Annotated in this window: 10 protein-coding genes; 8 read left to right on the top strand and 2 right to left on the bottom strand. The window is 68.1% G+C overall.

Going from position 1 to position 11,865, the window contains the following annotated elements; all coding sequences use genetic code 11:
- The 6 genes from C666_RS11855 to C666_RS20480 all read left to right on the top strand — a co-directional run.
- On the top strand, positions 1-622 hold a 622-nt coding region (locus C666_RS11855), incomplete at its 5' end, for a TolC family protein (protein ID WP_039919216.1).
- Complete coding sequence (locus tag C666_RS11850) at positions 619-2,175, top strand: efflux RND transporter periplasmic adaptor subunit (protein ID WP_004339056.1); 1,557 nt, start codon at positions 619-621, stop codon at positions 2,173-2,175. The genes C666_RS11855 and C666_RS11850, both read left to right, overlap by 4 nt.
- A 46-nt stretch (positions 2,176-2,221) precedes the next feature.
- On the top strand, positions 2,222-5,395 hold the full coding sequence (locus C666_RS11845) for an efflux RND transporter permease subunit (protein ID WP_051019942.1): 3,174 nt from the start codon (positions 2,222-2,224) through the stop codon (positions 5,393-5,395).
- 216 nt (positions 5,396-5,611) lie between these two features.
- Positions 5,612-5,854, top strand: coding sequence for a type II toxin-antitoxin system Phd/YefM family antitoxin (locus tag C666_RS11840; RefSeq protein ID WP_004339052.1), 243 nt, complete (start codon positions 5,612-5,614; stop codon positions 5,852-5,854).
- Positions 5,855-5,856: 2 nt separating this feature from the next.
- Entirely contained in the window at positions 5,857-6,243 is a 387-nt protein-coding gene (locus C666_RS11835) for a type II toxin-antitoxin system VapC family toxin (RefSeq protein ID WP_004339050.1), read from the top strand.
- Positions 6,240-6,545, top strand: a complete 306-nt coding sequence (locus C666_RS20480; protein WP_154666283.1) for a PIN domain-containing protein — start codon at positions 6,240-6,242, stop codon at positions 6,543-6,545. Before C666_RS11835 ends, C666_RS20480 begins: the two co-directional genes overlap by 4 nt.
- Before the next feature lie 61 nt (positions 6,546-6,606).
- Here the strand turns inward: C666_RS20480 and C666_RS11830 are convergent, their stop codons facing one another.
- Positions 6,607-7,734 (bottom strand): aminotransferase class V-fold PLP-dependent enzyme, encoded by a 1,128-nt coding sequence (locus C666_RS11830; protein ID WP_004339047.1) that lies wholly within the window; start codon positions 7,732-7,734, stop codon positions 6,607-6,609.
- A gap of 127 nt (positions 7,735-7,861) precedes the next feature.
- Complete coding sequence (locus tag C666_RS11825; RefSeq protein WP_004339045.1) at positions 7,862-9,193, bottom strand: sensor histidine kinase; 1,332 nt, start codon at positions 9,191-9,193, stop codon at positions 7,862-7,864.
- 390 nt (positions 9,194-9,583) lie between these two features.
- On the opposite strand from C666_RS11825, the gene groES reads away from it, so the two are divergent.
- Both groES and groL read left to right on the top strand, forming a co-directional pair.
- Positions 9,584-9,874 carry a co-chaperone GroES gene (groES, locus tag C666_RS11820; RefSeq protein ID WP_004339043.1) on the top strand — a complete coding sequence of 97 codons (291 nt, stop codon included), beginning with the start codon at positions 9,584-9,586 and terminating at the stop codon, positions 9,872-9,874.
- A gap of 30 nt (positions 9,875-9,904) precedes the next feature.
- Positions 9,905-11,542 (top strand): chaperonin GroEL, encoded by a 1,638-nt coding sequence (gene groL / locus C666_RS11815; RefSeq protein WP_004339041.1) that lies wholly within the window; start codon positions 9,905-9,907, stop codon positions 11,540-11,542.
- The last annotated feature ends 323 nt before the right edge of the window (positions 11,543-11,865 follow it).

The raw sequence follows: 11,865 nt of genomic DNA, 5'->3' as shown, positions 1-11,865 counted from the left end.
CCTGCTGTCGCGCCGGCCCGACGCGCCGCTGGCGGCGCCGGCCGAACCCGGCCCGCTGCCGGACCTGCGCGATGCCGCCGAACGCTTCGAGCGCGCGCGCAGCCGCAACCCCGAGGTGATGGCCGCGGCGGAAGGCGTCGGCCTGGCCCATGCCGAGCGGGATCGCACCCGGCGCGAGCGTCTGCCGGACTTCGGCGTCGGCCTCACCCACAACCGGCCCGACGAAGGGCGCTCGTCCTGGGACTTGATGTTCGAGGTGACGATTCCCTTGCAGCAGGGCAGTCGGCGTGCCCGTGAATACGAAGCCGAGCGCATGCTCGCCGCCGCCCAGGCGCGGCGCGAAGCCACCGCCGACGAAGCCGCCGGCCGGTTGGGCGCGGCGTGGGCGGCCTATACCGGCGGACGGGACGGCCTGCGCCTGCTGCGCGGCAGCTTGGTGCCGCAGGCCGCCGCCACGCGTGACGCGGCGCGCAGCGCGCTGGCCGGCGGGCAGGTGGATTTCGACAGCGTGCTCGAAGCCGAACGGCAGTTGATCGCGGTGCGCGAGCAAGTGCTGCAGGCCGAAATCGAAGCCCGCCTGGCGCTGAGCGAAATCGAGAAATTGTCGGGAGAAATCAAGTGAACAGGACGGGGTGGCTTGCCGCGCTGGTGTTGCTCGGCGCGCTGGCGGCAGGTGCCGGCTACTGGGCGGGAAGCCGCCAGGCGCCACATGGCGGTGTCGTGGCGGAAGGCACTGGGCAGGCGGCCCACGGCAGCGGGGTGGCAGGGACGCAGGCGGACGGCCAGGGCCGCCAGATCCTGTACTACCGCAACCCGATGGGCCTGCCGGACACTTCGCCGGTGCCGAAGAAGGATTCGATGGGCATGGACTACATCCCGGTCCATGCGGGCGAGGAGCCGGGCGACGAAGGCGTGGTGAAAGTCAGTCCGGCGCGGGTGCAGACGCTGGGGGTGAAGACCGCGGTGGTGGAGATGCGGACGCTGGCCCAGCCGGTGCGCGCGAGCGGCCGAGTCGAGGTCGACGAGCGCACGCAGGCGGTCGTCGCACCGCGCTTCGACGGCTGGATCGAGCGCCTGCACGTCAGGGCGACCGGCGACGTGGTGCGCCGCGGCCAGCCGCTGTTCTCCACCTACAGCCCGGAACTGCAGTCGGCGGGCGAGGAATTGAGCATCGCCGAGCGCCTGCGGCGCGAAAGCGCGGCCGATCCGCAGGCTGCCGAGGCCGCCGCGCGCCTGGCCGAGGCGACGCGGGCACGCCTGCGCAACCTGCAGGTGGCGGAGCAGACCGGTGCGCGCCAGACCCTGCATGCACCGATCAATGGTGTCGTGCTGGAAAAGACGGCCGTCGAGGGTGCGCGCTTCGCCGCCGGCGAGGCACTGTTCCGCATCGTGGATCTGTCCAGGGTGTGGGTGATCGCCGACGTGTTCGAGCGCGATCTGGCGCAACTGCGAGTCGGCCAGCCTGCGCAACTCGTGTTCGATGCCTTCCCGGGGCGGAGTTTCGAGGCGCGGGTCGCCTACCTGTACCCGACGCTGGATGCCGCCACGCGCAGCACGCAAGTGAGGCTGGAACTGGACAACCCGGACGGTGCGCTGCGGCCCGGCATGTTCGCCCGCGTCGAAGTCGTGACCGGCGGCGATGCGCCGCGCGTCGCCGTGCCGGCATCGGCCGTCATCGACGACGGCGACCGCCAGGTGGTGCTGGTCGCGCTCGGCGAAGGGCGCTTTGCGCCGCGGCCGGTGCGCCTGGGCGCGCGCGGCAGCGATTTCGCCGAAGTGCTCGACGGCGTGCAGGAGGGCGAGCGGGTAGTGGTCTCCGCCAGCTTCCTGATCGATTCCGAGAGCCAGTTGCGCGCGGCGCTGTCGAATCTCGCCGATACCGGGGAGGGCGACGCCGGTGCGCCGCCCGCCTACGATGCTGAAGGCAGCTTCGAGGACTTCGACGCCGAAACCGGCAGCGCCATGCTGAGCCACGGCGAGATTCCGGCCCTGAAGTGGCCGTCGATGACGATGGAGTTCGGCCTCGAATCGCTCGATCTCGTGCATGGCCTGGCGCCAGGCACGCCGATCCGCTTCCGCTTCGAGGCGCGCGGGCCGGGCGAATATGTCGTCACCCGCATCGAGCCTCTCGGCGCCTCGCCGGCGCCGGGCGCGGCGGAGCATCGCCATGACTGATCCGGCGCGGGAGCCCGCCGCCGGACGTGCGGGAGCCGGCGACTACATGGAAGGTAGCCGGGCGGAAGGCAGCCGGGCGGAGGGCGGCCTGCTGGGCGGGCTGATCGAGGCTTCGGCGCGCAACGTCTTCCTGGTACTGCTGGCGACGCTGTTCCTGATCGGCGGCGGACTGTACGCGATCAAGCACACGCCGCTCGACGCCTTGCCCGACCTGTCCGACGTGCAGGTCATCGTCTATACCGACTTCCCCGGACAGGCGCCGCAGGTGGTGGAAGACCAGGTCACCTATCCGCTCACCACCTCGCTGCTGGCGGTGCCGCGCGCGCGGGTGGTGCGTGGCTTCTCGATGTTCGGCGCGTCCTATGTCTATGTGATCTTCGAGGACGGCACCGACATCTACTGGGCGCGCTCGCGCGTGCTGGAATACCTCAGCACCGCGGCGGCGCGGCTGCCGCAGGGTGTGGCGCCGCAGATCGGGCCGGACGCGACCGGCGTGGGCTGGGTCTATCAGTACGCCGTCACCGGCCGCGACATGTCGCTGGCCGACACCCGCAGCCTGCAGGACTGGTATCTGCGCTACCAGTTGACCCAGGCCGAGGGCGTGGCCGAAGTGGCGAGCGTCGGCGGCTTCGTGCGCGAATACCAGGTCACGGTCGACCCGTTCCGGCTGGCGGGCTACGGCATCGCCCTCGACGATGTGACGCGCGCGATCCGCGAGTCGAACCGCGACGTGGGCGGGCGCGTCATCGAACTGGCCGAGAAGGAATACATGGTGCGCGGGCGCGGCTATCTGCGCGGTGCGGAGGACATCGGCGGCATCGTGCTGAAGACCGAGAACGGCACGCCGGTGCGCATCGCCGACGTCGGCCGCGTCGAGCAGGTGCCGGCCGAGCGGCGCGGCCTGGCCGAGCTGAACGGCGAAGGCGAAGTGGCGTCCGGCATCGTCATGGCGCGCTTCGGCGAGAACGCGCTGGACGTGATCGGTGCGGTCAAGGCCAAGCTGGCCCAGATCGCCCCCGGCCTGCCCGAAGGGGCGGAGGTGGTGCCGGTGTACGACCGTTCGACGCTGATCGGGCGTGCGATCGACAACCTGACATGGACGCTGCTGGAAGAAAGCCTGATCGTCGCCGCGGTGTGCATCGTGTTCCTGCTGCACGTGCGCAGCGCGCTGGTGGCGATCGTGACGCTGCCGCTGGGCATCCTGGTGGCCTTCATCGGCATGCAGGCGCTCGGCATCGGCTCCAACATCATGAGCCTGGGCGGTATCGCGATCGCCATCGGCGCGATGGTCGATGCTTCCGTCGTCATGATCGAGAACGCGCACAAGCGCCTGGAGACGCTGGGCGCGGACGCCAGCGAAGCCGAACGGCGGGCGACGCTGATCGGCGCCTGCCGCGAAGTGGGGCCGGCGCTGTTCTTTTCGCTGCTGATCATCACCGTGTCCTTCCTGCCGGTGTTCACGCTCGAAGGCCAGGAGGGGCGGCTGTTCGCGCCGCTGGCGTGGACCAAGACGCTGGCGATGGCCGGCGCCGCGGTGCTGTCGGTGACGCTGGTGCCGGTGCTGATGCTGCTCTTCGTGCGCGGCCGCATCGTGCCCGAGCACCGCAACCCGATCAACCGCGCGCTGGGGGCGGCCTACCGGCCGCTGATCGCGCTGGTGATGCGCTTCAGGCTGACGACCCTGGTGCTGGCGCTGCTTGCGATGGGGCTGACGCTGATCCCCGCGCGCCAGATCGGCAGCGAGTTCATGCCGACGCTGAACGAAGGCGCCATCTTCTACATGCCGGCGGCGCTGCCCGGCATGTCGGTGACCGAGGCCGGGCGCCTGCTCGCCACCACCAACCGCATCATCAAGACTTTCCCCGAAGTCGAATCGGTGTACGGCAAGGCCGGCCGCGCCAACACCGCGACCGACCCGGCGCCGCTGGAAATGTTCGAGACCGTGATCAACCTCAAGCCCGAATCCGAATGGCGCCCTGGCATGACGGTGGACGCGCTGATCGCCGAGATGGACGCGGCGCTGAAGTTCCCCGGCCTGGCCAATTCATGGACGATGCCGATCAAGGCCCGCATTGACATGCTGTCCACCGGCATCCGCACGCCGGTCGGTGTGAAGGTGTTCGGCACCGACCTGGAAACCCTGGAGCGGGTGGCGAAGGAGGTCGAAGCGGCGGTGCGCGCGCTGCCCGGCACCAGCAGCGCCTACGCCGAGCGCGTCGCCGGCGGCTACTACGTCGACATCGAGCCGCGCCGCGATCAACTGGCACGCCACGGCCTGACCATCGACCGCCTGCAGGAGACGCTCGCCACCGCGCTCGGCGGCGAGCGCGTGACGACGACGGTGGAAGGGCTGGAGCGCTACGACGTCAGCGTGCGCTACCCGCGCGCACTGCGCGACGACCCGCAGCGCGTCGCCGCCAGCGTGCTGGTGCCGACCGCCAGCGGCGCGGTGCCGCTGGGCCAGCTTGCCGACGTGCGCATCGTGCGCGGCGCGGCGTCGGTGCGTACCGAGAACGCGATGCTGGCCGCCTACGTGTATGTGGATACGCGCGAGACCGACCTGGGCGCCTTCGTCGCCCGCGCCCGGCAGGCGGTGGCCGGGCAGGTGCAGTTCCCGCCGGGCTACTACGCCACCTGGAGTGGCCAGTTCGAGAACATGGAGCGCGCCGGCGAACGGCTCGCCATCGTCGGCCCGCTGACGCTGGCGCTGATCTTCGTGCTGCTGTACCTGAACTTCCGCCGCCTAGCCGAGACGCTGATCGTGATGCTGTCGGTGCCTTTCGCGCTGATCGGCGGCGTATGGCTGATGTGGTGGCTGGACTACCAGATGAGCGTCGCGGTAGCGGTCGGCTTCATCGCGCTGGCCGGCGTCGCCGCCGAAACCGGCGTGATCATGCTGATCTATCTCGACCAGGCATGGAAGCGAGTGCTTGCCGCCTGCGCCGCCGAGGGGCGATCGCCCACCGCCGCCGAACTGCATGCGGCAGTGATGGAAGGCGCGGCCGGCCGCGTGCGGCCGAAGATGATGACGGTACTGACCATCGTCGTCGGCCTGCTGCCGGTGATGTGGGGCACCGGGGTGGGCAGCGAGGTCATGCGCCGGATCGCCGCGCCGATGGTGGGCGGCATGGTGTCGTCCACGGTGCTGACGCTGGCGGTGATCCCGGTGCTGTTCGCGCTGGTGAAGCAGCGGGCGTTGAAGAAAGCGGGAGCGGGATGAAATCGAGCCTGGCGTGCTTCGGTCAAATTGACTGCTTCGCGTAAGACAGCAGGATCGTATATTCACGACGGATGCTCGTATCGCCGTGCCCATCGACAAAATCCAAGGTTTCTGCGATCGCGTAGGCGAGCAGGCAGCGACCTGGCGGCGCGGCCGATCGCTGCTTGCTTATAGGGTTTGGCCAGACTAGACTAATTTTGTTTTTTGGAGAGCACCATGCAAGCCGTCAATATGCTGCAAGCCAAATCCTCGTTGTCCCGTTTGGTGGAAACCATCGAAGAGGGCAAGGAGCGCGAAATCATCATCGCCCGCAATGGCCGTCCTGCGGCCAAGCTCGTGCCTATCGACGCGGTGCCCCCGGGTCAGCGCATTGGAGTCGCCAAGGGAAAGTTCGAGGTACCCGATAACATCGACGATCACAATGAGGAAGTGGCTCGGATGTTCATGGGTGGGGCGTAATCTTGAACCTGCTACTCGACACGCATGTTGCCTTGTGGGCCATCACGGATAGCCCCAAGTTGCCGCAGAAGGCTCGGGAGCTGATTCAGTCCCCGAAAACGACAGTCTGGGTCAGCAGCGCAAGCGTGTGGGAGATCGCCATCAAGCACGCCCTCGGCCGGGGCGACATGCCCGTGTCCGGCCAGGATGCGGTGCGCTACTTCCGGCAGTCCGGCTATCGCATCCTGCCAGTTGAAGCCGAGCATGCTGTTGCGGTGGAAGACTTGGCAGCCCATCACAACGACCCGTTCGACCGCATCCTCGTTGCGCAAGCGCTGATAGAGCCGATGCGCTTGATGACTCATGATGCCTTGGTGGCGCTCTACAGCGACACCATCATCAAGATTTGATCAACCGAGCCAGAGGGGGGCCGTATTGCGCAAACAGCGCCGGCAGCGCCTTTGGTTTCGAGGCAAGCGAGATCGCTCGGGCCTTCGATGGTCTGATCTGCCTGTCCCATGTGGTTTGCGATGCGGCGCCGGCAGTGACGCGTGCCATTGAGGCACTCGCGCAAGGCATGGATTTCGCCGATGCCCTGCACCTGCAATGCGCCGGCCAGGCAGCTTGCGACGAAGGCTTTGCGACGTTCGACGCGCGCTTCATCAAGCGCGCGGGCAGGCAATGGCCGGGCGCCAAGATACGAAAGCCCTGATTGAACACCTGCTGTAGAAAGCGGGCGGTGACCGGGGCTCCTGGCCCCGGCCGGGAAACCCTCACCCCAGCGAATCGAGCGCCCGCTCCAGATTACCCACCGCGCGGTCGATGTCGCCCAGCTTGTCGAGGCCGAACAGGCCGATGCGGAAGGTCTTGAAATCCGCCGGCTCGTCGCATTGCAGCGGCACGCCAGCGGCGGTCTGCAGGCCGGCGGCGATGAACTTGGCGCCGCTCTTGAAGCCGTCGTCGTCGGTGTAGCTGACCACCACGCCCGGCGCCTGGAAGCCTTCGGCGGCGACGCTGCGGATGCCGCGCGACTCCAGCAGTGCACGCACGCGGCGGCCCAGTTCCCACTGTGCGTCCCTGGCCTTGTCGAAGCCGAAGGCTTCGGTTTCCTTCATCACGTCGCGCAGGGCGGCGAGGGCGTCGGTGGGCAGCGTGGCGTGGTAGGCGTGGCCGCCGGCCTCGTAGGCTTCCATGATCTGCAGCCACTTCTTCAGGTCGGCGGCGAAGCTGGTGCTGGTGGTGGCGTCGAGGCGCGCGCGCGCGTCGGCGTTCATCATCACCATCGCCGCGCAGGGCGAACTGGTCCAGCCCTTTTGCGGCGCGCTGATCAGGATGTCGATGCCGCAGGCCTGCATGTCGACCCAGGCCGCGCCCGAGGCGATGCAGTCGAGCACGAACAAGCCGCCGTGTTCGTGTACCGCGTCGGCGACGGCGCGCAGATAGTCGTCGGGCAGGATCATGCCGGCGGCGGTTTCGACGTGCGGCGCGAAGACCAGGTCGGGGCTGTGTTCGCGGATGGCGGCGACGACTTCGTCGATCGGCGCGGGGGCGAAGGGCGCCTGCGGGCCGGTGCCGGTCTGGCGGGCCTTGAGGACGACCGATTCGGACGGGATGCCGCCCATTTCGAAGATCTGCGTCCAGCGAAAGCTGAACCAGCCGTTGCGGATCACCAGCGTCTTCTTGCCGGTGGCGAACTGGCGCGCCACGGCTTCCATGCCGAAGGTGCCGCCGCCGGGCACGAGGGCGACGGCGTGGGCGTTGTAGACCTGCTTCAGCGTTGCCGAGATGTCGCGCATCACGCCCTGGAAGGCCTTGGACATGTGGTTCAGCGAGCGGTCGGTGAATACCACCGAGTATTCGAGCAGGCCTTCGGGATCGACATCGGGCAGCAGTCCGGGCATGGTCATCTCCAGTTCGTGAGCGTGGGGTGCCGGGTGTCGGGCATCGTCACCGGGCGGGATGGCGGGGCAGGCCAGGGGCCTGCCGGAAACGGCCGATTGTAGCGGTTGAACGCGGGCGGCGGGCACCTTACACGGGCAGGCGCAGCGAGACGCGCAGGCCGCCCAGCGCGGACGAGGGGGCGTAGTCGATCTCGCCGCCGTACTGGGCGACGATGTCGCCGACGATGACCAGGCCGATGCCATGGCCGGGGCGCTGTTCGTCGCTGCGCAGGCCGGCCGTGCCGAGGCGCTCCAGCAGCCCGGGCGGCACGCCGGGGCCGTCGTCGTCGATGACGCAGACGAGCGCATCGGCGGCTTCAGCCTCGCCGGCGATGCGCAGCGCGATGCGCCCGTGCGCCCATTTGCAGGCGTTGTCGAGCAGGTTGCCGAAGAGTTCGAGCATGTCCTCGCGGTCGAGCGCGAAGCGGCGTTCGGGGATGTCCAGCGCGATGTCGAGCGGCCGCTCGGGATGCAACTGGCGCAGGGCCTGGACCAGGCCTTGCAACTGCGGGCGGGCGTCGAAGCCTTCGCTGGTGGGGCCGCCGCCGGCGAGCCGGGCGCGGCGCAGCTCGCGTTCGATGGTGTCGCGCATGGTGTCGACCTGGGCCTGGATGGCGCGGGCCGGGCCGCTGGCGCCTTGCCGCTGCAGTTCGTCGGCACGGTGCTGCAGCACCGCCAGCGGCGTCTTGAGCGCATGCGACAGGTTGCCGACGGCGTGGCGGATGCGGCCGAGGCGCTGCGCATGGTGCTGTGCCAGGCGGTTGAGCGCATCGAGCATCGGCTGCACTTCGCGCGGGGCCTGGCTGCCGAGGCTGGCCGGTTCGCCGCGCTCGATCTGGCGGCAGGCGGCGACCGCGTCCTGCAGCGGCGCCAGGCCGCGCAGCAGCAGGCGGCGCTGCAGCACGAGCAACAGCAGCAGCGCGATGACGAGCCCGGCGAGCATGCGCTGCCCGAAGCGGGCGATGGCTTCGTCGAGATGTGAGATGTGCTGGGTGACGACGACCACGATACCGCCGTCGGCGGACGGAAAGCGCTTGGTATAGACAAGCAGCTTCTGCCGCGCCGGGCCGTCGAGGCGGAAGACGGCTTCGCCGCTGGCGTCGGGCGGGGGCACGGCGAGGTCTTCGTCCCACAGCGAACGCGAGCGCAGCCAGGGCCCTTCGCCCTTGCGGACCATGAAATAGTGGCCGGAGAGCGGCAACTGGTAGGCGGTGCCGGCAGCGCCCTGTGCGGCGGCCTCGGGGTCTTGCGCGTCGAGCACGCGGACGTAGAGCAGGTCGGCGTCGTTCTTGAGGCGCGACACCACGTATTCCTCGACCAACTGGCGAGGAAAATCCTGCAGGGCGAAGGCAAGCAGCAGGCCGGCGGCGACCAGCACCAGCGCCATCGCCAGCGACAGGCGGTTGAGCAGCGATTTCATCGAAGGTTCATTGCAGCAGACTTGGCCGGAACATCTTACCGGGATGGGGCCGGCGTGGCCCGCAAGCCGGCCCGGGCTCATGTGCGAAGGGGTTCCGGCAGGCGGCCGAACCGGTGCCGCAGTGTAGCGCGGAGCGGCGGGGCAGCGGCCGCTGCGCGGATTAGCGCCCCGGGGCGGAGGGTTGTCCCGGTTGTGTCAAATGCATATCAGGCTGGCTGCTACCCAACGCAGAATTTCTCGCTTAGGGCCGACGGAGCCTTGGGCTAAGGTACGGTGGCCTGGCACTCGATCACGCCGAGTGCTGACAGCGCGGCGCGCGGAAATTTCGTTCGCTGCCGCTTCAACCACCATTCCACGCCGATCGGCGTGGGCGACAAAGGAGAACCCCACATGGCCCTGCGCCCCTTGCACGATCGTGTGATCGTCAAACGGCTGGAAGCCGAACGGACCACTGCGTCCGGCATCGTCATCCCCGATTCCGCCGGCGAGAAGCCCGACCAGGGCGAAGTGCTGGCGGTCGGCAACGGCAAGATCCTCGACAACGGCGAAGTGCGCCCGCCCGCGCTGAAGAAGGGCGACAAGGTGCTTTTCGGCAAGTATGCCGGCCAGTCCGTGAAGGTGGACGGCGAAGAACTGCTGGTGGTGCGCGAAGAAGACATCTTCGCGGTGATCGAGAACTGAGCAAGAACCGGGAACGACGGAGAATCATACATGGCAGCCAAACAAGTATTGTTCGCAGACGACGCGCGCGCCAAGGTGGTGCAGGGCGTCAACATCCTGGCCAACGCGGTCAAGGTGACCCTGGGGCCGAAGGGCCGCAATGTGGTCCTGGAGCGCTCGTTCGGCGCCCCCACGGTGACCAAGGACGGCGTGTCCGTGGCCAAGGAAATCGAACTGAAGGACAGGTTCGAGAACATCGGCGCCCAACTGGTGAAGGAGGTTGCGTCGAAGACGTCGGACAACGCCGGTGACGGCACCACCACCGCCACCGTGCTGGCGCAGGCCATCGTCCGCGAAGGCTTCAAGTTCGTCGCCGCCGGCTTCAATCCGGCCGACCTCAAGCGCGGCATCGACAAGGCCGTGGTGGCCGTCGTCGAAGAACTGAAGAAAATCGCCAAACCGACCACCACCAGCAAGGAAATCGCCCAGGTCGGCTCGATTTCCGCCAACTCCGACGCCGACATCGGCCAGATCATCGCCAGCGCCATCGACAAGGTCGGCAAGGAAGGCGTGATCACCGTCGAGGATGGCAAGAGCCTCGCCAACGAACTCGAAGTGGTCGAAGGCCTGCAGTTCGACCGCGGCTACCTCAGCCCGTACTTCATCAACAACCCGGAAAAGCAGGTCGCCGAGCTCGACAGCCCCTACATCCTGCTGTTCGACAAGAAGATATCCAATGTCCGCGATCTGCTGCCGATTCTGGAACTGGTGGCCAAGGCCGGCCGGCCGCTGCTGATCATCGCCGAGGACGTGGAAGGCGAGGCGCTCGCCACGCTGGTGGTCAACACCATCCGCGGCATCCTGAAGGTGGTGGCGGTCAAGGCGCCGGGCTTCGGCGACCGCCGCAAGGCCATCCTCGAAGACATCGCCATCCTCACCGGCGGCCAGGTGGTCGCGGAAGAGGTCGGCCTGACCCTCGAAAAAGCGACGCTGGGCGATCTGGGCCAGGCCAAGCGCATCGAGATCGGCAAGGAGAACACCACGGTGATCGACGGCGCCGGCAGCGTGGATGCCATCCAGGCGCGCGTGGCCGCCATCGATTCGCAGATCGCCGCCGCCACCTCCGACTACGACCGCGAAAAGCTGCAGGAGCGCAAGGCCAAGCTGGCCGGCGGCGTGGCGGTGATCAAGGTCGGCGCGGCCACCGAGGTCGAACTGAAAGAAAAGAAGGCCCGCGTCGAAGATGCGCTGCACGCCACGCGCGCGGCCGTCGAGGAAGGCGTGGTACCCGGCGGCGGCGTTGCGCTGCTGCGCGCCCGCGCCGCCATCGAAGGGCTGAAGGGCGACAACCACGACCAGGACGCCGGCATCAAGATCGTGCTGCGCGCCGTGGAAGAGCCGCTGCGTCAGATCGTCGCCAACGCCGGCGACGAAGCCTCGGTGGTGGTTGCCAAGGTGCTCGAAGGCAAGGGCAACTTCGGCTACAACGCCGCCACCGGCGAGTATGGCGACCTGGTGGAGCAGGGCGTGCTGGACCCCGCCAAGGTTACCCGCTCTGCGCTGCAGAACGCCGCCTCGGTATCCGCGCTGATCCTGACCACCGACGCGCTGGTGGCCGAAGCGGCCGACGACAATCCTGCCCCGGCCCTGCCGCCGGGCGGTCCGGGAGGCTTCGGCGGCGACTTCTGAACGCCTGAACCCCGCCGTCGAAAGAAGGCCGGATGCCCCACAAGGGCATCCGGCCTTTTTTACGCCATGCGGCTGTCACCGTCCGGTCGTGTGTTTCTTGCGAGCCTTCACTATGTAAGTCGTTTGAGACGGCGGAAAGGGCAGGTTTCTTACAGATTGTTGCATTCTCTGGATTTTCAGGCCGGCGAGTGAAACGGCACGGGAAGCGCCATCGGAGCCGTGGCGTTCGCGGAGGCGATCAGAAGCTGTATCGCAAGCCGACGTGTATAGAGTTTTCCGTGTGAGGCTGCTGGCTTTTTCCAGGAGCGGCTCTTGACCATCAC

It is taken from the genome of Thauera linaloolentis 47Lol = DSM 12138 (assembly GCF_000310205.1).
GTDB classification, from domain to species: Bacteria; Pseudomonadota; Gammaproteobacteria; order Burkholderiales; family Rhodocyclaceae; genus Thauera; species Thauera linaloolentis.
The sequence above is the reverse complement of the archived record's forward strand: the minus strand, read 5'-3'. Positions and strand labels throughout refer to the sequence as shown.